We start from the raw sequence: 21,454 nt of genomic DNA, 5'->3' as shown, positions 1-21,454 counted from the left end.
GATGACCCGACCTGCCCTCACCATCCGCATGCACCCGGACGACAACGTCGCCATCGTCGCCAACGACGGGGGCCTGCCTGCCGGCACCGTGCTGCCGCCCGGTGTGCCCGGCGCAGGCTTGGCGCTGCGCGACAAGGTACCGCAAGGCCACAAGGTGGCTCTGCAGGACATGGCCGAGGGCGATGTGGTGCGCCGCTACAACGTGCCCATCGGCTACGCGCTGAAAGACATTGCAGCCGGTAGCTGGGTGCACGAGCGCCTGCTGCAGATTCCATCGGCCCGCGCGCTCGAAGGCCTGCCCATGGCCACGGTGAAGTCCCCGGCGCTCGAACCTTTGACGGGCTACACCTTCGAGGGCTACCGCAATGCCGATGGCTCCGTGGGCACGCGCAACATCCTGGCCATCACCACCACCGTGCAGTGTGTGGCCGGTGTGGTGGCGCAAGCCGTGCGCCGCATCAAGGCCGAGCTGCTGCCCTTGTTTCCGCATGTGGACGATGTGATCGGCCTGGAGCACACCTACGGCTGCGGCGTGGCCATTGATGCGCCCGACGCCATCATCCCCATCCGCACACTGCGCAACATCAGCCTCAACCCCAACTTTGGCGGCGAGGTCATGGTGGTGAGCCTGGGCTGCGAAAAGCTGCAGCCCGACCGCCTGCTTCCCCCGGGCAGCTTCCCCATCACCGACGAGCGCGACGCGGCGCTGGGCCCCGAGACGGTGTGCCTACAGGCCGACGAGCATGTGGGTTTCATGTCCATGCTCGACCACATCGTGCAAAGCGCGCGGCCCCACCTGGAGCGCCTCAACGCCCGCCGCCGCGAGACCATCCCGGCCAGCGAACTGGTGCTGGGTGTGCAGTGCGGTGGCAGCGACACGTTCTCGGGCGTCACCGCTAACCCGGCCGTGGGCTTCTGTGCCGACCTGCTGGTGCGCGCGGGCGCCACGGTGATGTTCAGCGAGAACACCGAGGTGCGCGACGCCGTGGAGCAGCTCACCAGCCGTGCCGCCACGCCCGAAGTGGCCGAATCCATAGTGCGCGAACTGGGCTGGTACGACCGCTACCTGGACCGCGGCCGCGTGGACCGCGCGGCCAACACCACGCCGGGCAACAAGGCGGGCGGCCTGTCCAACATCGCCGAGAAGGCCATGGGCTCCATCATCAAGAGCGGCACCGCGCCCATTGCGCATGTGCTGGCCCCGGGCGAGAAACTGCGCCGCGACCAGCGCGGCCTGGTGTACGCCGCCACACCCGCCAGCGACTTCATCTGCGGCACACTGCAACTGGCTGCGGGCATGAACCTGCATGTGTTCACCACCGGCCGGGGCACGCCCTATGGCCTGGCCGAATGCCCGGTGGTCAAGGTGGCCACACGCAGCGACCTGGCGCGCCGCTGGCATGACCTGATGGACATCAACGCGGGCAAGATCGCCGATGGCGAGGCCACCATCGAAGACCTGGGCTGGGAGATGTTCCACCTGCTGCTCGACGTGGCGAGCGGCCGCAAGAAGACCTGGGCCGAGCAGTGGAAGCTGCACAACGCGCTGGTGCTGTTCAACCCCGCACCGGTGACCTGAATTTCTCGGGCCAAGGCCCTTTGTGTTCCCTTCTCAACAGCCCTTGCCTGCAAGGGCTGTTGTCCTTGAAAGACCGTTTCTCATGGGTCACACCCGATTTTCCGACCGCAAGGTCGTGGTGGCGCTGGCGCTGCTGTGTTGCCTGCTCTGGGGCAGCTCCTACCCTGCTATCAAGACCGGCTACGCCTGGTTCGGCATCGCCCGCAATGACATTCCCACGCAGCTCGTGTTTGCAGGCTGGCGCTTTCTGGGCGCGGGGCTGATCCTGCTGGCCTGGGCAGCAGCTACGCGCAAGGCCATCGGGGGGCTGGGCTTTGTGGCCGGGCGGCAGCTGGTGGTGTTGGGCCTGGCGCAGACCACGCTGCAGTACGTTTTTTTCTACGTGGGCCTCGCGTACACCACGGGCGTCAAGGGCTCCATCATGAATGCCACCGGTACGTTTTTCAGCGTGCTGCTTGCGCACTGGGTCTACCACAACGACCGCCTGAGCCACGCCAAGCTGTGGGGCTGCCTGGTGGGCTTTGCGGGCGTGATGGTGGTCAACCTGGGGCGCGGCACGCTGGACCTGGACTTCACGCTGCTGGGTGAAGGCTTTGTGGTGATCGCTGCGTTGGTGCTGGCTGCGGCCAGCATCTACGGCAAGCAGGTGTCGCAGCGCATGGACTCGGTGGTGATGACGGGCTGGCAACTGGGCATCGGCGGCGCGGCGCTGTTGGCCATCGGTTGGGGCCTGGGCGGCGCGCTCACGGGCTTCACTTGGGGCTCGGCCTTGCTGCTGGTGTACCTGGCGCTGCTGTCCTCGGCCGCTTTCTCGCTGTGGAGCATCTTGCTCAAGCACAACCGCGTGAGCCAGGTCACGGTGTTCAACTTCACGGTGCCGATCTTCGGCGCGGCACTGTCAGCACTGTTCCTGTGCGAGGCGCTGCTGGAGTGGAAGAACCTGCTGGCCCTGGTGCTGGTGTGCGGGGGCATCTGGCTGGTCACGCGCGACGCAGCCAGCTTCACGAAATAGACTCGGCGCATGGCTTACACACTCTCCCGCGAGGCATTCCAGCGCGACCTGCATGGCCAGCGCACCGATTTGTTTACCCTGCACGGCGCGGGCGGCCTGCAGGTGGCCGTGAGCAACTACGGCGCCCGCCTAGTGCAGGTGGCGGTGCCCGATGGGCAGGGCGGCCTGGCCGATGTGGCGCTGGGCTATGACAGCCTGCAGGGCTACCTGGACGGCCAGCTCTCCATGGGTGCACTCATTGGCCGTTGGGCGGGGCGGCTGCGTGCGGGCAGGATCACCCTGCCAGATGGCTCGCACCTGCAGCTGCCCACCAACAGCGGCCCACACCACCACCACGGCGGGCCGCGTGGCAGCCGATTTCAGGTGTTTGCGGTGGATGGCGTGCGGGCCGATGCACTCACCCTGAACCACACCTTTCGCACCGAAGACGACGGTGTACCGGGTGATGTACATGTGCAGCTGCACCTGCAAGTCACGGCCGACAACGCGCTGCACATGGCCTGGATGGCCCAGGCCTTGCGTGCGCCCACGGTGCTCAACCTGACGGGGCATGCGTTCTTCAATCTGGCCGGCCGGGGGAGCACCCACGGCCACAGCCTGCAGGTGCCAGCCAGCCGCTATGTGCCACTGGCCGCCGATGTGTGCCCAAACGGCGCGCTGGCAGGTGTGCCGGGCACGCCGTTCGACTTCCGCCAGGCCCGCCGTGTGGCGGATGCCATCGCAACGCCCCATGAGCAACTGGCCTTGGCCGGTGGGCTGGACCATTACCTCGTGCTGGATGAACCGGGCACATCCCGCGCCGCCCCGGCTGCATCCACCACCCCACCCGGCCTGCGCCTGGCCGCGCTGCTCAGCGAGCCGGTGAGTGGCCGCGCCATGGAGGTCTGGAGCACCGCGCCCGGCGTGCAGGTGTACGCAGGCCATGGCCTCAAGGCAGACCCCGCGCGGGACCTGGGGCGTGGGGAAGGACCGGGTGGCTGGCTCTGGCAGCCGGGCGACGGCATCTGCCTGGAGCCCATGGAGTACCCCGATGCGCCCAACCACCGCGCCTTTCCGGTGCGGTGGCTCGCACCCGGCGAGGAGGTGCAGGGGGCCATCGTGTACCGATTTTTGAGCCCGTAGCGGATTGGCTGAAGGGGTGCCGGTTTGGGGTGCGGCGCGCTACCATGCGCGCTGGCTTTCAAACGAGAGGTGGCCCATGGACACACGCTACACCCCCAGCACCGGCTGGAAAGAAGTGGTGGCTCCCGATGAAGCGCAGCGCTTTGCCGGGTATGCGCGCCAGTTTGCCGAGTTGCAGGCACGCAAGTCGCAAAAATACGGCAAGGGGCGGGGCCTGCACCGCAAGCAGCTCACGGCCGCCCGAGGCCAGCTGGAGGTGCTGGGCGATCTGCCCGCGTTTGCGGCCCAGGGGCTGTTTGCCCAGCCCGGGTCGTACGAAGTGCGGGTGCGGCTGAGCAACGGTGGCATGGACACCACCTCCGACCGCAAGCCGGACATCCGGGGCTTTGCCTTCAGTGTGCTGGGCGTGCAGGGCGATTCCGCCCTGGGCAACGGGTCCGCCAAAAGCCAGGACTTCCTGCTCATCAACCAGGAGAAGTTTGCCTTTCCCCAGAGTGGCGAGTTTGTGGACTTTGTGGTGGCGGCATCGCATGGGGGCGGCGCGCTGATCAAGTTCCTGGTGCGGCGCCACGGGCTGCTGGGGGCCGCCAGGCAGATCGCCAAGACGGTCAAGACTTTCGGCCGACCCTTCGGCGGCTTTGCTGCGCATGCCGTGCACAGTGCGGCGCCCATTGCGTGCGGGCCGTATGCGGTGCGTGTCCGCCTGGTGCCCCATGCCTCCAACGGCGCGCCGGTCACCCAGGTGCAGGACGACTGGAACGCCGAGTTTTCGGCCCGCCTGCGCCAGCAGGATCTGGTGTGGGACCTGCAACTGCAGCCCTTTGTGGACGAAGCCACCACCCCCATTGAAGACGCCAGCGTGGACTGGCCCACGCCCTACACCACGGTGGCCCGGCTGACCTTGCCCCGCCAAGATCCAGCGGCCGACCCCACACTGGCCGCGCAGGTCGAAGCTGCCGTGTTCGACCCCTGGCAGGCCCTGGCTGCGCACCGCCCGCTGGGCGACGTGATGCGCGCGCGCAAGGTGGTCTACTTCGAGAGCCAGAAAGGGCGCGGGGCTGCTTAGCCTGCAGCCAGCCGGTCCGGTGCGACGCCGCCTTCGTCGCGCCTAAGTTTCGTCTAAGCGTGCGTGCCCACACTGCCTTCCATCGCAACTCCGATGGAAAAGGCATACCACCATGAACACGACCACGCTGATTTCCACCCCCCGCCGCCTCATCCTGGCCCTGGTGGCCGCCGGTGCAGTGGGCGCCATGGGCGCGGGCCTCATCACCGGGCACCAGGCCCGCGCCTTGACCCCGCCTCCTGCCATCGTGGCGCAGGCCCCGGCCGCCCCCGGCGGCGCGCTGCCCAGCTTTGCACAGATCACCGCGCAGAACGGCCCGGCGGTGGTCAACATCAGCGTGACGGGCAGCACCAAGACCGCGATGGCCGATGACGACGGCGAAGACGAAGGCCAGCCCGCCGCGCGCCAAGGCCGGGGCCCGCAGATGGATCCGAACGATCCGTTCTACCAATTTTTCCGCCAGTTCGGCTTTCCGGGCGGTGCGGGCCCCCAGGCCCAGCCCAACGTGCCCACGCACGGCCAGGGCTCCGGCTTCATCGTCAGCCCCGACGGCCTGGTGCTGACCAACGCCCATGTGGTCAAGGGTGCGAGCGATGTCACCGTCAAGCTCACCGACCGCCGCGAGTTCCGCGCCAAGGTGCTGGGCGCCGATCCCAAGACCGATGTGGCCGTGCTCAAGATCGACGCCAAGGATCTGCCCACGGTGCGCCTGGGCAGCACGCGCGACCTGCAGGTGGGCGAATGGGTGCTGGCCATCGGCTCGCCCTTCGGCTTTGAAAACAGCGTGACGGCCGGTGTGGTCAGCGCCAAGGGCCGCTCGCTGCCCGACGACAGCCTGGTGCCCTTCATCCAGACCGACGTGGCGGTGAACCCCGGCAACTCGGGTGGGCCGCTGTTCAATGCGCGCGGCGAGGTGGTGGGCATCAACTCGCAGATCTACAGCCGCTCGGGCGGCTACCAGGGACTGTCCTTCTCCATCCCCATCGAGCTGGCCGCCAAGATCAAGGACCAGATCGTCGCCACGGGCAAGGTGCGCCATGCGCAACTGGGCGTGGCGGTGCAGGAGGTGAACCAGGCATTTGCCGAGTCGTTCAACCTCGACAAGCCCGAAGGCGCGCTGGTGGCCAGCGTCAGCAAGGGCAGCCCCGCAGAGAAGGCCGGCCTCCAGGCGGGTGACGTGATCCGTCAGGTGGACGGCCAGCCCATTGTGGCCTCGGGCGATCTGCCCGCCTGGGTGGGCCAGGCGCAGCCCGGGCAGCAGGCCAAACTGTCGGTGTGGCGCCAGGGCAAGCCCGTGGAGCTGACCGCCACCCTTGGCGACGCCAGCGACAAGGCCATCAAACAAGCGCGCAACGACGATGCCGTGGGCAAGGGCCAGCTGGGCCTGTCGCTGCGCCCGCTGGAGCGCGAGGAGCGCCAGGAGGTGGGCGTGAGCGAGGGCCTGGTGATCGAGCAGGCGCGCGGCCCCGCTGCGGCCGCCGGGGTGCAGCCGGGCGATGTGCTGCTGGCCATCAACGGCGCACCCGCCAAGAACATCGAGCAGGTGCGCGCGGCCATGGCCAAGGCAGGCAAGTCGGTGGCGCTGCTGATCACGCGCGACGGCAACAAGATCTTTGTGCCGGTGCGCCTGGGGTAAGCCTTGCGCGCGCTGTCAGAACCGCACGGTGGCGCTCAGGTTGAAGGTGCGCGGATCGCCCGCCTTCACGTAGTTGGCGTACTGGTAAAGCCAGTATTTTTTGTCCGCTGCGTTGTTGATGGACGCGCGCCAGGTGGTGGCATAGCCGCCCATCAGCGTGTCGTAGGTGGCGCCCAGGTTCAGCAGCGTGAAGGCGGGCGTGCTCAGTTCACCCGAGGGGCGCAGCGGTGTGTTGCCCGTGTGCTTGATGCCCGCAGTCAGTTGCAGCCCAGGCACTTGCGCCACCCGGTAAGCCAGCTGGGCCGTGGCCATGGTCTTGGGGGCGCCCACCACGCGATTGCCGGTGTGGGCGTTGCCCCGTCCGTACTCGCTGTCCAGCAGCATCAGGCTGCCACCCAGGCGCCATTGGGCACCCAGGCGCGCCGTAGCGCCCAGCTCCAGACCCTGAAAGGTGGACTGACCGTCCTGCACCACGGTGCTGGCGCCGCCGTTCACCGCTACGTACTCTGCCTTCTTCTCGATGCGGAACAGCGCTGCTGTGGCCGCCCAGCTGGCCTGCTCGGTCTTGATGCCCACCTCATACTGGCGGCTCTTGAGCGGGTCCAGCAAGGCTCCATAGTTGGTGTAGGCCGGGTTGCTCACCGAGGTGCCGGGCTGCAGGGCTTCGACAAAGCTGGCATAGGCCATGGTCTGCGGCGTGAGGTGGTGCATCAGCGCCAGCGATGGCGTGATCACACCCGATTTGTTGTAGCGCGATGTCTCTGCACCACCGGTGGCAAACCCGCGCTGCGTGTAGTGGGTGTAGCGCAGGCCTGCCAGCACAGACCACTGGGGAGACAGCGCAATGGTGTCGCTCACAAACACGGCCTTTTGCGTGACCTCTACCGCGCGGAACAGCCCCAGGCTCGCCAAATCGCCTTGGCTGATGTAGCCCAGGGTGTTCTGGCTGCCCAGGTTGCCGGTGCCCACGGTGCCGTAGAACCCGTTGGCAGAGTAGTCGTTGGCCTGCTCCTGCCATGCGGCGCCGGCAACGATCTGGTGCTGCAATCCGCCAGTGACAAGGCGCCCCTGCAGCACCGCGTCGAGGTGCCGGAACTGGTAGGACTCCCCATAGTCCGAGCGGTCGTTGCGGTAGTTGCCTGCGGCGTCCAGCAGGTCCAGCACCGTCTCATTGCGCCGCGTGCGCGTGCCGCTGTAGCTGTAGCTGCTGCGCAGTTGCCAGTCGGGTGCGATCTGGTACTTCAGGCCGGTGGAGACATATTGGAACGTGTTGTCTGCAAAGTTGCCCGGCCCCACCAGACGGCCATTGTCATTGGCGATGGGCGAAGGCAGCCGTGTGCCCGCCAGGGATGCGGTGGTGATGGTGGGCTCGGCATCGCGCGAGAGGCGATCCTGGTAGAGCGACTGGAACTCCCAGCTCAGGTCGCGTGTGAGCCGTGCATCCAGCGCCAGGGATACCGCGTTGCGCCGCAGATTCCCGTCGTTGAAGGTGCTGCCCTGCTCATGTGTGGCGTTCAGGCGGTAGCCCCAGCGGCCCTCCTCACCTGCACGTCCGCCCAGGTCTGCGTGCGCGCGCCAAAGACTCTTCGAGTTGATGCCCAGGCCCACGCTGCGCTCGGCCGCCGCGGCGCTGGCGGGCGGCTTCTTGGTCACATAGTTCACCAGGCCGCCGGGGCTGCCAAAGCCATACATGAAGCCCGTGGCGCCCTTGAGCAACTCCACCTGTTCCATGTGCTCGTAGGGCAGCGTGGTCACGTAGCTGATGAAGGGGCGCCCATCGATGCGGTAGGCGTTCTGCCAGTCCAGATCCAGCCCGCGCACCGTGAGGTAGCTGGCCCAGGCCCCGACGCTGGCGCTGTTGTCCGACACCGATGCATCGGTAAAGAACAGATCCCCCAGCTTGTTGGGCGCTGTCTGCTCAATCGTTTCGGCGGTGACCACGCGGCTGGAGTAGGGCGTCTCCAACGCACTGCGCTCGCCCAGTGCGCCTGCGCTGACCGGGCGGCGCAGTTGCAGGTCGGCCGCATCTTCCAGCGCGGTGGCACGCACCGTCACGTCGGCCAGCTGGGCCGAGGTGGCGGTTGCATCACCTGTGCCCTGGGCCTGCGCCGCCGCACAGGCCAGCAGGCACGCCAGGCCCAGCGCGGTGGGCGCAAAGGTGCAAGAGGGGGAGGCGGGGCTGCCCAAGGCGGTTCGGCGGTATGTCATTTTCAAATGCAAATGAAAATAATTATTATTACAGATGAAGTTGAAACCCAGAGCCGGGCAGCCGCTATCCTCGCGCCATGCTCTCTTCTTTCCTCGTAGACCGCCGCCATGCGCCTGTTGCTGGTTGAAGACGACCCCATGATCGGCGAAGCCGTGCAAGACCTGCTGCGCGCCGAACACTACGCGGTGGACTGGGCGCGCGACGGCGACGCCGCCGACACGGCCTTGCGCACCCAGCCCTACGACCTCGTGCTGCTCGACCTGGGCCTGCCCAAACGCGACGGCCTGGCCGTGCTGCGCGACCTGCGCACCCGCAAGGACCGCACCCCCGTGCTGGTGGCCACGGCCCGCGACGCCGTGGCCCAGCGCATCGAGGGGCTCGATGCCGGTGCCGACGACTACGTGCTCAAGCCCTATGACCTGGACGAGTTGCTGGCCCGCATCCGCGCTCTGCTGCGCCGCGCTGCGGGGCGGGCCGAGCCCGTGTACGAGCACCGGGGCGTGAGCATCAACCCTGCCACGCGCGAGGTGACGGTGCGTGGCACGCCCGTGGTGCTGTCGGGGCGCGAATGGGCCGTGCTGGAGCCGCTCATCGCCCGCCCTGGCATGGTGCTGTCACGCCAGCAGCTCGAAGACAAGCTCTACGGCTGGGGCGACGAGGTGAGCAGCAATGCGGTGGAGGTGTACGTCCACGGCCTGCGCAAGAAGCTGGGGCCCGAGCTGGTGCTGAATGTGCGCGGCGTCGGTTATCTCGTACCCAAAACGTGATGGACAAGCTTTCCCACGCCCTGCGGGGCCTGCTCCCGCGCTCCTTGCGCATGCGGCTGCTGGTGTTCCTTCTGGCCGCCATCGTGCTGGCTGGGGCGGTGCAGGGCGCACTGGCCTACCGCAGCGCGCTGGATGAAGCCGATGCGCTGTTCGACTACCACATGCAGCAGACCGCGCTGGCCCTGCGCTCGGGCCTGCCGGTGGACGCGCAGGGCCTGGGCCCGGGGCTGGACCCCGAGGACGAGAACCACGAATTCATCGTGCAGGTGTGGACCAATGAGGGCCTGCGCATTTTTGAATCCGCCGTGGGCGCGGCCCTGCCGCAGATTGCCGTGCTGGGATTCACCAACGTGCAGGCACGCGGCGGCACCTACCGCGTGTTCTCGATGCAGACGCGCTCGCAGGTCATCCAGGTGGCGCAGAACATGGCCGTGCGTCAGGGCATGGCCCGCAGCCTGGCGCTGCGCACGCTGGCACCGCTGGCCTTCATGGCGCCGCTCTTGGTGTTGGCCGTGTGGTGGGGCGTGAGCCGCTCGCTGGCCCCGGTGGAGCGCGTGCGCCGCCAGCTCGCCCAGCGGCAGGCCGACGACCTCTCGCCCGTGAGCGATGCCCAGCTGCCCGACGAGGTGCAGCCCCTGGTGAGCGAACTCAACCTGCTGTTCGAGCGCGTGCAACGGGCTTTCGAAGCGCAGGAACATTTTGTGGCCGATGCCGCGCACGAACTGCGCTCGCCCCTGGCCGCGCTGCGCCTGCAGCTGCAGGGCCTGCAGCGCGCGGGCGACGATACCGCGCGCGCCGCCGCCATCGAACGCCTGTCGGCCGGCATCGACCGCGCCACGCGCCTGGTCGAGCAGTTGCTCACGCTGGCACGGCAGGAAGCCGGATCCACGGCAACCGAGCCTGTGGATCTGCGCGCCATCGCCCAGCTGGCCCTGGCCGATGTGGCGCCCGCCGCCCAGGCGCGCAGCATGGACGTGGGCCTGCTCGACTCCGAAGCCGCCACCGTGCCCGTGATGGTGCGGGGTAGTGCCGAGGCCCTGCGCATGCTGGTGCGCAACCTGCTCGACAACGCCATCAAATACACCCCGCCTGGCGGCCAGGTGGACGTGCAGGTGGGCACCGACCATGGCCGGGCCCTCCTCACGGTGGAAGACAGCGGCCCCGGCATCGCCCCCGAGCACCGCGAGCGCGTGATGCAGCGTTTTGTGCGTGACACCGCCGACGGCGCCCCCGGCAGTGGTCTGGGTCTGGCCATCGTGCAAGCCATTGCGCAGCGTCACGGGGCGGCCGTGGGGCTGGACCGCTCCCCGCGCCTGGGCGGGCTGCGGGTGGCACTGCGGTTTGGCTGATGGTATGAGGCCAGATTGCTATATATTTTATAGCTATCAGCGCATGATGGTCGGGCGAAGAAGGCCAAAAAAGCCATAAGTTCCAGCGTGAAAAGGCATGAATGGGCTCAGCGTCGCCTGCGCGCCAGACTGCGTGCCGCCCGGTCTGCACAATGCCAGCGGGCATCGGGCCCACTCTCCAAGGATTTCGTTGCCATGCACTTCATCGTTCTCGGCGCAGGCGCCATCGGTTGTTATGTGGGCGGCCGCCTGGCCGCGCATGGCCAGGCTGTGACCCTGGTGGGCCGCGCCTACGCGCTGCAGCCCATCACCGCGCAAGGCCTGCGCGTGACCGACCTGGATGGCTTTGACCACACCGTGCCCGCTGGCGCCCCGGCGCTGCGGTTGGCGGCCACCCTGGCCGAGGCGGCGCCGGGCGCGGACAGCATCGTCCTGCTGTGCGTCAAGAGTGGCGCCACCGAATCCGCCGCACGCGAGCTGGCGGCCGCGTGTGCGCCCGGCACCCCCGTCATCTCATTGCAAAACGGCGTGGACAACGTGGCCCGCATCCAGGCATTGGCGCCGGGCCTGAACGTACTGGCAGGCATGGTGCCCTACAACGTGGTGCTGCGCGGCGCGCATGTGCACCGCGCCACAGCGGGCCACCTGCAGTTGCAGCGCGATGCGGCCACCGAGCGCATCGCACCGGTCTTTGCCGCCGCAGGCCTGGCCACCGTGCTGCCGCCCGACATCCGCGCCGTTCAGTGGGGCAAGCTGCTGCTCAACCTCAACAACCCGGTCAACGCACTGTCTAACCTGCCCCTGCGGCAAGAACTGCTTGATCGCAACTGCCGAAGCGTGTTCGCCGCCCTGCAGTCCGAGGCCCTGGGCGTGATGGCCCGTGCAGGCATCACGCCTGCAAAGGTCACGGCCGTGTCGCCCACCATGCTGCCCTCTGTGCTGCGCCTGCCCAACTGGCTGTTCACCCGCCTGGCCAAACGCATGCTGCAGATCGACGCCACCGCCCGCTCATCCATGTGGGACGACCTGGAAGCCGGGCGGGTGACGGAGATTGATGCCCTGTGCGGCGCGGTGGTGCGGCTGGCGGCGCAGCAGGGCATGGCGGCGCCGCTGAATGCGCGCATGTGCGAGCTGCTGGGTGGGCCGAGGCTGCGGCTTGGCGGGGCAGAGATGCGGCGGATGCTGGGGGTGTAGTCAGATGCCGGGGCCGGTGTCCAGCGGCACCCGCAGCCCCGTCTTCATGCATTCCAGCGCCACCGAGGTCCGAAACCAGCGCACGTTGTCGTCGCCTTCAAACAGGCGCCGCGTCAGCGCCTGGTAGTCGGTCATCGATGCCACCGTCACCACCAGCAGGTAGTCCGCCTCGCCCGTCACGCTGTAGCACTGCTGCACGGCCGCTTCGGCGGCGATGCGGGCGCGCAGCGGGGCGGTGCGGTCGGGGCGTTCGTTCTCCAGGTGCACCTCCACGATGATGGTCAGCGGCTTGCCGACCTTTTCCGGGTCGAGCACGGCCACGTTGGCGCGGATCACGCCGGTGTTCTGCAGCCGCTGGATGCGCCGCTGCACGGCCGGGGCCGAGAGGTTCACGGCCTGGGCGATCACACGCTGGGGCGTGGTGTTGTCGGTCTGCAGGATGTCCAGGATGGCGAGGTCGAAGCGGTCGAGTGCGGCGGGTGCGGTCATGCGAAACCTCGTGCGGGGGCGAGAACGGGCGAGTGAAAGTTGCGTTTGACCCCTCAAATCAGAGTCAAAAACACGGCGTGAGCGAACTATATTTTTGCGCATGCCAGTTTCTTTCTCTACCTCTGCGGTGTTCCACCGATTTCTCCCCTTTCTTGCCGTGCTTGGCTCTGTGACGGCGCTGGGCATCGGCACATCCTGGGCCAAACACTGGCTGTTTCCGGCCGTGGGGGCGCAGGGCACCACGGCGCTGCGGGTGGGGTTCTCGGCGCTGCTGGTGCTGTTGCTGTGGCGGCCCTGGCGCTGGCACCTGAGCCGGGCCGACGCGAAGTCGGTGGTGCTGTACGGCGCGGCCCTGGGCGGCATGAACCTGATGTTCTACATGTCGCTGCGCACGTTGCCCTTTGGCCTGGCCGTGGCCATCGAGTTTGCGGGGCCGCTGGCCGTGGCCATCTGGTCGTCGCGCCGCGCAGTGGATTTTGTCTGGGTGCTGCTGGCCATCGCGGGGCTGGGGCTGCTGCTGCCGCTGGGACTCAACGGCAGCATGCTGGACCCGGTGGGCGTGGCCTATGCATTGGGCGCGGCGGTGTTCTGGGCGCTGTACATCGTGTTTGGCAAACGCGCGGGGCATTTGCACGCGGGGCATTCGGTGTCGCTGGGCCTGTTGGTGGCGGCACTGGTGGTGGTGCCGGTGGGTGTGGCGCACGCGGGCGCGGCGCTGCTCTCGCCCAGCCTGTTGCTGATTGGCGTGGCGGTGGCAGCGGTGTCCAGCGCAGTGCCGATTTCGCTGGAGATGATGGCCCTGAAGCGCCTGCCCAAGGAGGCCTTCGGCATCATGATCAGCATGGAACCCGCCGTGGCCGCGCTGGTCGCCATGGTGCTGCTGGGCGAGCATCTGAGCGCGGTGCAGTGGCTGGCCATTGGCTGCATCATGGCCGCCTCGATGGGCAGCGCGCTCACGGCGCGTGCGCCCGCAGCGCCGGGGGCGGCGCCGCAACCGGCCTGAGCACTGGCTGCAGACGCAGCGCCCTGTGCGCTGTTCCAGGCTACTTGGCAGGCGGCGCGCCGCGCAGGTTGTCGATCATGCCCTCCAGCCGCTCCACCTCCTGGTGCATCTTGGCGTCGGCACCCACGCGGCTTTCCACGGCACGGACCAACGGCATGATGAGCTGGCGGTAGGTGACCGACAGGGACAGCAGCGCGTCCACCATGCGTTGGCTCTGGGCCTGGTCGCTGTGGGCGTGCAGGGTTTGGGTGCTGGTCTGCAGGGCCTGCAGCGCCTGGGCCGTGGCGTCCAGGCTGGCGCGCATCTGGGCCTGGGTCTGGGTGGTGCCTTGTTGCAGGTGCTGGGCCAGTTCGGCCACGGCGGCCAGCGCAGGCTCGATGCGGGCCAGGGCGGAGGTCTGCGCCTGCTGCGCGGGCGTGGGTTGGGCCAGGTGCTGCGCAATCGCGGCCAGGGGCTGGGCGACATGTTGGGTGATGTGCTGCGTGAACTGCTCGGTGGCCTTGCGGGGCTGCAGGGCTTCCACGCTGCGGGCAATGTCCAGCAGCCCGCGCGTCACGCGCACGCTCGGGTCGTCCTCGGCGCCACCCATCTTGCGCTGGCGCTGGTAGTCGCCCCGGATCTGGTCCCAGCGTTCCTGTTCTTCGGGGGTGGGGCGGCCAATCAGTTGCGCCAGTTGCAGCAGGTTCTCTTCCGCGCCGGTGGTCAGCGTTTGCGCTTCGCCCCGGTAGTGGTCGCGCAGCAGGGCGTCCAGCTCATCGTCCTGCATCAGCGGCGTGACCTGCGGCGCCAGGCGCGACATGTTGCGGTAGCTGCCTTGCAGGCGAAACGGCGGCGCCTCGCGGTAGCGGTCGTCCTGCGCGGCCGAGGCGATGTAGGCCAGGTTCACCTTCAGCAGCACATCGCGCACCTTGAACAGGCGCTGCAGCAGGCCCTTGAGTTCCTGCAGCTCCACCGCGCTGTAGGGGTGGGCAAAGCTGTTGGTGTCGATGGCCTCGCCCTGTGCCATGCGCACCAGCAGGTGCACGTCCTGCGGCTCGCGCGCAGCCAGGGGCTGGGTCACGGGGTGGGCGGTCAGGCTGTTTTCGATGTACGACAGCGCAAACACCGCCTCGCGGCCCGAGAGGACGTCGCCCAGGTTGTAGATGTCGGCGCGGTTGGCCAGCATGTCGGGGATGCGGAACACGTCGCCCGATTCGGTGTAGGGGTTGCCTGCCATCACGATGGCAAAGCGCTTGCCGCGCATGTCCCAGGTGCGCGGCTGGTCCTGCCACACGCCTTCGATGCGGCGGGTGCCGTCGGCCAGCGCGATGAACTTCTGCAGGAACTCGGGGTGCGTGTGCTGGATGTCGTCCAGGTACAGCATCACGTTGCTGCCCATGGCCAGGCCCAGGTTGAGCTTTTCCAGCTCTTGCCGCGCCGCGCTGTTGGGCGCGGTGCTGGGGTCGATGCTGGTCACGCCGTGGCCCAGGGCGGGGCAGTTGATGCGCACAAACACCAGACCCAGGCGGTTGGCCACATATTCCATCAGCGTGGTCTTGCCGTAGCCGGGCGGCGAGATCAGCAGCAGCATGCCCATGCGGTCGGTGCGTGCGCTGTCGCCTGCGGCGCCCAGTTGCTTGGCCAGGTTGTTGCCCACCAGCGGCAGGTACACCTCGTCGATGAGCCGGTTGCGCACAAAGGTGGCCAGCGGCTTGGCCTGGAACTGCGCCAGGTGCAGGCGCGCTTTTTCTTGCATCAGCAGCTCGTGCCGCAGGGCCTGCAGCTGCGTGAAGCCACGCACCGAGTGGCTGCGGTGGTGGCGCACGCGGCGGCGGAAGTCGTTGAGATTGAACGCCAGTGCACCGTGCTGGATGCGCGCGTGTTCGCTGCGCAGCCCGGCCACTTGCGCATCCAGCGTGGTGTTGATGCGGCGGCGTGTGCCCTGAAAAGTGAGCGCCGTGGCCGCGTCGTCAATCCAGGCCAGGCCCGGTGTGGTGCTATCGGCCGTGGCTTGTGTGGCCGCAAATGCACGCAGCCAGCCGCGCGCCAGGCGCCAGCGTTCCAGCGGCTCGGCCGCATTCAGATCGCGCTGCCAGGCGCTGGCCAGACCGCCATGGTCCAGCGCGCGCTGCAGGGCTTGCACCAGGTCGGCGCCGGTGTTGCTGATGACCCACTGGGGTGTGACGGGGGACAGCTCAGCGGTGCCGATCTCGGTCTGCGCCAGTTCACGCACCAGGTACGCACCGGCCTCTTCCACCAGGGTGCGCAGCAGGGCCTCGTCGCTTGCATCTTCCGCGTTGCCGGTACTCAGTGCCTGGGCCAGTTCGGGCAGCCATTCCGCGGTCAGCACGGGGTGCTGCTCCACAAACTGGCGCAGGCCTTGCGCAGCTTCGGCCTCCAGCGTGTCGCGCAGGTGGGTCTTTGAAAACAGCTGGGCAATGTGCTGCGCGCTGCGGGCGCGGCGCGCCAGGGAGTGGCGGCTTTCCTCGCGCAAGCCCAGGTGCCAGTAGAGCTTGGCGAGTGCGCGCTCGGCCGGGCCATACACCAGCAGGCCAGCCGCGTCCTGGATGGGCGCCAGCACCCGCACGATGGCCAGGGCGTCATCGTCGTGGATGCCGCGCTGGTAGCCCTCCTGGTAGCGGCTGGCGGCAAAGCGGCGCAGCGAATCCAGCAGCACGGCGGGCGGGGCGGTGGGCTCGGTGCCATCGGTGCTGGCGTGCTCGGCCAGCTGCACCAGCAACTCGCTCCAGCCGGGCTCGGCCTCGCCGCGCTGCTGGGCCTCCAGCCATTCAGCAGCCAGGTATTCGGCGCGCGCCAGTTGCGGCGTTTCAGACACCAGCGCCTGCTGCCAGAAGGGGCGCAACGCCTGCAGCCGCGCATCGTGTGCGGGGGCCAGGTAGTCGGTGCCGGTGATCTGCCAGGCCAGGCCGTCGCCGTGGGCCACCAGGGTCAGGTCCAGCGGCTGTTTGTTGATGGTGAAGGTGTGGCTGCCCAGCTTCAGGCCGCCTTCTGTGCCGGCAGACAGGTCACGCTGGTCGCGCACCGCACGCACGGCCTGGTCGCGGGCGGTTTTGAGGCGCGTGTCGATGTCGTCCGCCGCCACGGCCGCGCCCAGGCGGCGCAGCTCGGCTATCTGCTCGCGCAGCTTGGCCAGCATGGGGTCGGATGCAAAGTAGCTGTGCACCTGGGCCAGCTCGCCAAAACCGGCGATGCGGCGCGGCACGCCATCCAGCACGCGTGTGGCCGCATCGGCCAGCGCCTTGGCGCGGCGCTGTTGTGCATCCACCAGGCTCTGGCGGCGGGCCGACAGGGCCTCGTACACGCTTTCGCGCTGGGTGGCGATGTCGGCCAGAAACTCTTCCTGCTCGGCAAAGCGGCCTTCGATGTCTTCCAGCTGCGCGAGCAGGCGTGTCAGCGCTTCGTCGCACTTTTCGGGCGTGTCCGACAGTTCTAGCGCGTTCTCCACGGCTTGGCCAAACAGCTTGAATTGCGCGCCAAACTCGGCGCGTTGCTCGGCCGCACCCAGGTTGCGGCGGCGCGCGCGGGCATCAGCGCGCAGGCGGTTGATGTCGGCATACAGCAGCGCAATGCGGTCGAGGATGGTGGTGCGCTGCACCGCGTCGCCGCCGGGCAGGCTGCCCAGCTGCTCGCTGAGCAAATCGAGACTCGCGGCCTCGGTGTCCAGCGTGGCCAGGTGCTCGGCCAGCTGCCCCGCCGTGGCGGCCTGGGGCAGGGCGGCGGCCACCTTGGCCAGGGCCTGGCGCTGGCCGTCAAAGGCTTTTTCGTCGGACAGGAACTGCAGGGCGCGTTCGCCCACACGCTGCTGTTCAGCCGTCAGTTGCGCGGCCATCGCATCGATGGTGGCCAGGTCGGCATAGCGCAGCTCGCGCAGCAGGTGCAGCTCGCCCTGGCGCTGGCGCAGGCGGTTCAGCGCCTGCACAAAGTCGCTGGGGCTGCGCCATAGCTGGCTGGCGATGGCGGTCATCAGCTCGCGCTGCTGGCCTTCGGCCTTTTGCAGAGCGCGGGCCGTGTCCTGCCGGATGCTTTCGACCTTTTCAAACTCGCCCAGCGTGGCCTGCGCGGCCTGCTCGATGCCAGCGAGGTCGGCCGCAGCGTTTTGTACCTCGCCAGCGTCCAGCCAGAAGTAGGCATCGCGCGAGCGCTGGCACTGGCGGATCAGGTCTTCGTACGCAGTGCGTGTGGGCACCTGCTCGCGCACCATGCGGGCAATGCCCAGCAGGTCCGAGATGCCGCGCACCAGGTCGGCATTGCCCACGCGCCCGAAAAAGCCCGTGCCTGCAGGTTGGCGGCTGGCGTGTTCTTCGGTCGCAAACGGCGTGCGCCACAGCTGCATGGGGTGCACGCGCGTGGCCTCCCCGCGCGCAGCCTGGAACACCAGCATGCGGCCGTCGGGGAAGGTGCTGTATCCGTCCGCCAGGATGGGCGGTGCGAGCGATTTTTCGATGAGGTTGTAGGTGAAGATGGCATAGCAGCCCGCATCCAGCGTAGCCGGGCTGCCCTGCGGCGGGGGCACGGTGCCGTAGAAGATGTAAGCCACGTCTTCACCGTTGGGCGAGCGCTTCATGCGCGTGAAGCGCAGCTGCTCGGTCAGCTCGGGCGGCAGGTCAAAGCGCTTGGTCTCGCCCGACTGCAGGTAGTACCCGCCGGGGAAGATGATGCCGTGGTCCTCCGGCAGCTGCATGCACGACGCGCCAATCGCGTCGATGCGCACCACCTGCTGCGTGCGCTGGTTGAACACCAGGTAGCGCGTGGTGCCTTCGCGGTAGGGGCGCACCTGCAGCAGGATCAACAGGCCCAGCTTGGCATACGCAAACTCGGCATCGCCCAGCGCTTGGTTGGCATCGTCTACCGGTTCTTCGTAGATGCCCAGACCGGTTTCGGTGTTGTTCTCGACCTTGACGGTGAGCGTGCCGCCCACGGTTTCGACAAACACCGTGTCCAACACGTTGATGTGCGGGTGGGCACCGCCTACATGGTGTTCGCGTGTGAGTGGAATCCAGCTGAAGTCGTGGCTGGGCGGGGGCGTCAGGTCGCGCTCGCCCCGGTTGTCCACGTATTTGAGCAAACCATCGCTCTCGCGCCGCCAGCGGAACACGCGGATGTCCTGCGCCTGCTGTCCGATCTGGAACGCGGCCAGCAGAAACTCGGGCGTGGGCCGCAAGAGCTGCAGCGTGGCCTGCTTGTAGTAGGTGTACAGCTCGTTGAAGTCGGCCACAAAGCGTGGGTCGTCCAGAAAACTGCCTGCGATGGGCACCTGCACCAGCTCATCGCTCTCGGGCGCGCCGTTGGCATCGTGGTGCGCCATCTCGTACAGCGCAAACACATCCTCAACCCGCGTCTCGCGCTTCAGCCCCATGAACACGTTGTAGCCAAACAGCAGCCGGTTGCCGCCGATGTAGGCCAGGTCGCGCGCCACGCAATTGTGCTCGGTGCGCGCACGCAGCCGCATCAGCAGCTGCTGGTCACGCTGGCCGAACTGTTCAATGCGTGCCGCATTGAGCGCCTGGGCCTTGGACAGCAGCTGGTCGCCCTGGGCTTCCAGGCGCTTTTTCAGCAGCTCGTAGCTGCTACTTTCGGCCACGCTGGTGTCGATGGCGTTCCTGGGGTCTGTAGGGGGGGCGTGATCGGTCATGAGCCGTTTCAGTTAACTTGACGGACTGGGCGCCTCAGGCGGCAGAAGGCGCTACCCTCGCTCACCCACAGAAACCATGCAGCAGCCTTTTCGCAAGGTCTGTGCAATCTGGGGCGGTGAGGGTGCTTCAAAATCAGGAGCGGCTGGCGCTTTTTCTTGTTCGGTTTCGGCTCGATAACAACCTGAATTCCTTACAAAAAAAGCGCAAGCAGCTATGGTTTTTATTTGCGCAAGCTCTGCACCAGCTGCTGCAGCGCCTGCTTTTGGCCATCGGTGCCCTGAGTGGCAATGCGGGTCAGCAGGGCCGAAACGCTCAGGTTCTGCAGCTCGCTGGCTGATCCGCCCGCAGCGCCGAGGATCTGTTTGAGGTCGTCCACGACATCCCGCTCGCCGCTTAACTGGTCCTTGAAGGCGACCTGTAGCGTCTGGCTCTTGCCCACCGTGGCGTCGATGCCCTTGCCCACCGACAGGGCGCGCACAAAGCTGTCGAAATAGTCACCCTGGCCGCCCACGATGTCGATCTTGGCGTTTTGCAGCGCTACGCCCAGCACCTCGGCCTGTTCCTTGGCGATGGCGGTTTGCGCCTCGATGCCCTTGAGGGTTTCGGTGTGTGCGCGCTCCAGGCGCATGCGATATTCCTCGTGCTCGCGAGTCTCGGGACTCATGGCCTTCATGGCCTCGAACTTTTCCTTCAGGCCGCGTGCTTCGGCGTTGAACTTCACGTCGATGTTGTGCGCCTCGGCATCGCCCATCTTGGCCAGGGCTTCGGCGTCCACGGTGCGCACCAGGGCTTCGGCCTGGCCAACTTTTTCCTTGCCGGCAGCTTCGGCCTCCATGCGGGCGCGCAGGCCCACGGCTTCGGCCTGGGCCTGGGCCTCGATTACCTGGGCCTCGGCACGGCCCACTTTTTCCTTGCCGCTGGCTTCGGCCTCCATGGTGGCCAGCTTGGCGCTGGCGCTGGCCATCTGCACCTTGGCTTCGGCCAAGCCGGGCGCTGCGGTCAGGGCTTCAATGCCTTCGGCATCGCGCTTTTTGGCTTCGGCATCGCGTTCGGCAACCTTCAGGCGGGCATCGGCCAGCACCAGGTCTTCGGCGGCCTTGTGGCGGGCCTTGCGTTCCTGCGCCTCGGCGGTCTTCACTTCCATGATGACTTTTTCTTCTGCAGCGGCCTCGGCGCCAATCACGATGGACTTGCGCGTGCGGTCGGCCTCTGCCACTTCCCGCACTTCCTTGATGGCTTCTTCCTGCTCGGCCACCGTGCGTTCGACCACGATGCGCTCGCGCACCACGTCGGCGATGGCCTTCTTTTGCACTTCCACGGCCTTGTCTTTTTCAATGCGCTGCAGCGTCACTTCCTTCTCGCGCGCCACCACTTCCAGCTCTTGCGCACGGGTTACGCGTTCTTGTTCGATCACCACGGCGCGTTTGCGGTTGTTCTCGGCCACTTCCTTTTCGCGCAGCACGTTTTCCTGCTGCACGGCCAGTTGCTGCTCAGACTGCAGGCGCGCCATTTCGGAGCGGGTGCGCTCCTCGGCCTGGATCTTGGAGGTTTCGGCTTCTTCGCGGGCCTTCACGGTGGCCACTTCTCGGGCCTGGCGCGCGGTGGCGTCGGCCTGCTGGCGTTCCAGCTCCAGCAGGGCTTCCTGTGTCTCCACATTTTTCTTCTTGATCTGCATTTCCTCGTTGCGGCGCAGCTCGTTGGTCACCACGTGTTCTACGGCCGTGAGCTGGGTGATCTTCTTGATACCTTGCGCGTCGAGGATGTTGTTGGCATCGAGCTTGGACAGCGGGGTTTGTTCCAGGTAGTCGATGGCAGCGTCTTCCAGCACATAGCCCGACAGGTCATCGCCAATCTGCTCGATGATCTTGTCGCGGAAGCGGTCGCGCGCCTGGTACAGATCCACAAAGTCCAGCGACTTGCCCACCGTCTTGAGCGCCTCGGAGAACTTGGCCGAGAACAGGTCTTCCAGAATCTCATGGTTGGAGGCGCGTGCGCAGCCAATGCCCTGGGCCACGCGCAGCACGTCTTCGGCCGTCTTGTTCACGCGCACGAAGAACTTCACCTTGATGTCGGCGCGGATGTTGTCCGCGCAGATCAGCCCCTGGTCCCCCGAGCGGTCGATCTCGATGGTCTTGACCGAGATGTCCATCAGCTCGGCTTTGTGAATGATGGGGTAGACCATGCGGCCGGTGAAGGTGACTTCGGGTTCGGAGCGCAGGGTGTTGATGATGAGCGCGTGGCCTTGCTCCACCTTGCGGTAGAACTTCGCGAACATGGCGAACATCGCCAGGATCAGGAAGACAAGAACGCCAACGGCAATCAGGATGACCATGAAGGATTGCTGCATGAGAACACTTTCTGCTGAAAGGGTGGAACTGAAGAGAACAGTGAAAAA

General features: G+C 67.2%; 13 protein-coding genes. 9 read left to right on the top strand and 4 right to left on the bottom strand.

The window, feature by feature from the left end:
* Position 1 precedes the first annotated feature (1 nt).
* The 5 genes from garD (at position 2) to AC07Z7_RS07675 (ending at position 6,415) form a co-directional block, all read left to right on the top strand.
* Positions 2-1,579 carry a galactarate dehydratase gene (gene garD / locus AC07Z7_RS07695; protein ID WP_494765898.1) on the top strand — a complete coding sequence of 526 codons (1,578 nt, stop codon included), beginning with the start codon at positions 2-4 and terminating at the stop codon, positions 1,577-1,579.
* An 82-nt stretch (positions 1,580-1,661) separates the two neighbouring features.
* The gene (locus AC07Z7_RS07690) at positions 1,662-2,591 is read left to right on the top strand and encodes a DMT family transporter (protein ID WP_494765888.1); all 930 of its coding nucleotides are present in this window, start codon (positions 1,662-1,664) and stop codon (positions 2,589-2,591) included.
* A gap of 9 nt (positions 2,592-2,600) precedes the next feature.
* On the top strand, positions 2,601-3,713 hold the full coding sequence (locus tag AC07Z7_RS07685; RefSeq protein ID WP_494765887.1) for an aldose epimerase family protein: 1,113 nt from the start codon (positions 2,601-2,603) through the stop codon (positions 3,711-3,713).
* A 76-nt stretch (positions 3,714-3,789) separates the two neighbouring features.
* The gene (locus tag AC07Z7_RS07680) at positions 3,790-4,779 is read left to right on the top strand and encodes a catalase family protein (RefSeq protein WP_494765886.1); all 990 of its coding nucleotides are present in this window, start codon (positions 3,790-3,792) and stop codon (positions 4,777-4,779) included.
* A gap of 112 nt (positions 4,780-4,891) precedes the next feature.
* Positions 4,892-6,415 carry a DegQ family serine endoprotease gene (locus AC07Z7_RS07675; RefSeq protein ID WP_494765885.1) on the top strand — a complete coding sequence of 508 codons (1,524 nt, stop codon included), beginning with the start codon at positions 4,892-4,894 and terminating at the stop codon, positions 6,413-6,415.
* 15 nt (positions 6,416-6,430) lie between these two features.
* Here the strand turns inward: AC07Z7_RS07675 and AC07Z7_RS07670 are convergent, their stop codons facing one another.
* Positions 6,431-8,623 (bottom strand): TonB-dependent siderophore receptor, encoded by a 2,193-nt coding sequence (locus AC07Z7_RS07670; protein WP_494765884.1) that lies wholly within the window; start codon positions 8,621-8,623, stop codon positions 6,431-6,433.
* A gap of 108 nt (positions 8,624-8,731) precedes the next feature.
* Here AC07Z7_RS07670 and AC07Z7_RS07665 point away from each other — a divergent pair, with 108 nt between their 5' ends.
* From AC07Z7_RS07665 to AC07Z7_RS07655, 3 genes are all read left to right on the top strand, one after another.
* A complete protein-coding gene (locus AC07Z7_RS07665; protein WP_494765883.1) occupies positions 8,732-9,391 on the top strand; it encodes a response regulator transcription factor in 660 nt (219 codons plus the stop codon).
* Positions 9,391-10,740 carry an ATP-binding protein gene (locus tag AC07Z7_RS07660; protein WP_494765882.1) on the top strand — a complete coding sequence of 450 codons (1,350 nt, stop codon included), beginning with the start codon at positions 9,391-9,393 and terminating at the stop codon, positions 10,738-10,740. Before AC07Z7_RS07665 ends, AC07Z7_RS07660 begins: the two co-directional genes overlap by 1 nt.
* A gap of 195 nt (positions 10,741-10,935) precedes the next feature.
* The gene (locus AC07Z7_RS07655) at positions 10,936-11,934 is read left to right on the top strand and encodes a 2-dehydropantoate 2-reductase (protein ID WP_494765881.1); all 999 of its coding nucleotides are present in this window, start codon (positions 10,936-10,938) and stop codon (positions 11,932-11,934) included.
* Here the strand turns inward: AC07Z7_RS07655 and AC07Z7_RS07650 are convergent, their stop codons facing one another.
* The gene (locus AC07Z7_RS07650) at positions 11,935-12,423 is read right to left on the bottom strand and encodes an Lrp/AsnC family transcriptional regulator (protein WP_494765880.1); all 489 of its coding nucleotides are present in this window, start codon (positions 12,421-12,423) and stop codon (positions 11,935-11,937) included.
* Positions 12,424-12,523: 100 nt separating this feature from the next.
* On the opposite strand from AC07Z7_RS07650, the gene AC07Z7_RS07645 reads away from it, so the two are divergent.
* The gene (locus AC07Z7_RS07645; RefSeq protein WP_094291398.1) at positions 12,524-13,426 is read left to right on the top strand and encodes an EamA family transporter; all 903 of its coding nucleotides are present in this window, start codon (positions 12,524-12,526) and stop codon (positions 13,424-13,426) included.
* Between the two features lie 40 nt (positions 13,427-13,466).
* Here AC07Z7_RS07645 and AC07Z7_RS07640 read toward each other — a convergent pair whose 3' ends face one another.
* Both AC07Z7_RS07640 and AC07Z7_RS07635 read right to left on the bottom strand, forming a co-directional pair.
* Complete coding sequence (locus tag AC07Z7_RS07640; RefSeq protein ID WP_494765879.1) at positions 13,467-19,058, bottom strand: DNA repair ATPase; 5,592 nt, start codon at positions 19,056-19,058, stop codon at positions 13,467-13,469.
* 221 nt (positions 19,059-19,279) lie between these two features.
* Positions 19,280-21,406, bottom strand: coding sequence for a flotillin family protein (locus tag AC07Z7_RS07635; protein WP_233559216.1), 2,127 nt, complete (start codon positions 21,404-21,406; stop codon positions 19,280-19,282).
* Positions 21,407-21,454 lie beyond the last annotated feature (48 nt).

The organism is Acidovorax sp. GW101-11A03, from assembly GCF_059424825.1.
Note: the sequence above shows the minus strand (reverse complement) of the source record. Positions and strands in the feature narration are given on the sequence as shown.

What these genes read in the sequence shown, in the direction of transcription:
- garD (WP_494765898.1), top strand. Translation starts at nt 2, where the DNA reads ATGACCCGACCTGCCCTCACCATCCGCATGCACCCGGACGACAACGTC.
- AC07Z7_RS07690 (WP_494765888.1), top strand. Translation starts at nt 1,662, where the DNA reads ATGGGTCACACCCGATTTTCCGACCGCAAGGTCGTGGTGGCGCTGGCG.
- AC07Z7_RS07685 (WP_494765887.1), top strand. Translation starts at nt 2,601, where the DNA reads ATGGCTTACACACTCTCCCGCGAGGCATTCCAGCGCGACCTGCATGGC.
- AC07Z7_RS07680 (WP_494765886.1), top strand. Translation starts at nt 3,790, where the DNA reads ATGGACACACGCTACACCCCCAGCACCGGCTGGAAAGAAGTGGTGGCT.
- AC07Z7_RS07675 (WP_494765885.1), top strand. Translation starts at nt 4,892, where the DNA reads ATGAACACGACCACGCTGATTTCCACCCCCCGCCGCCTCATCCTGGCC.
- AC07Z7_RS07670 (WP_494765884.1), bottom strand. Translation starts at nt 8,623, where the DNA reads ATGACATACCGCCGAACCGCCTTGGGCAGCCCCGCCTCCCCCTCTTGC.
- AC07Z7_RS07665 (WP_494765883.1), top strand. Translation starts at nt 8,732, where the DNA reads ATGCGCCTGTTGCTGGTTGAAGACGACCCCATGATCGGCGAAGCCGTG.
- AC07Z7_RS07660 (WP_494765882.1), top strand. Translation starts at nt 9,391, where the DNA reads ATGGACAAGCTTTCCCACGCCCTGCGGGGCCTGCTCCCGCGCTCCTTG.
- AC07Z7_RS07655 (WP_494765881.1), top strand. Translation starts at nt 10,936, where the DNA reads ATGCACTTCATCGTTCTCGGCGCAGGCGCCATCGGTTGTTATGTGGGC.
- AC07Z7_RS07650 (WP_494765880.1), bottom strand. Translation starts at nt 12,423, where the DNA reads ATGACCGCACCCGCCGCACTCGACCGCTTCGACCTCGCCATCCTGGAC.
- AC07Z7_RS07645 (WP_094291398.1), top strand. Translation starts at nt 12,524, where the DNA reads ATGCCAGTTTCTTTCTCTACCTCTGCGGTGTTCCACCGATTTCTCCCC.
- AC07Z7_RS07640 (WP_494765879.1), bottom strand. Translation starts at nt 19,058, where the DNA reads ATGACCGATCACGCCCCCCCTACAGACCCCAGGAACGCCATCGACACC.
- AC07Z7_RS07635 (WP_233559216.1), bottom strand. Translation starts at nt 21,406, where the DNA reads ATGCAGCAATCCTTCATGGTCATCCTGATTGCCGTTGGCGTTCTTGTC.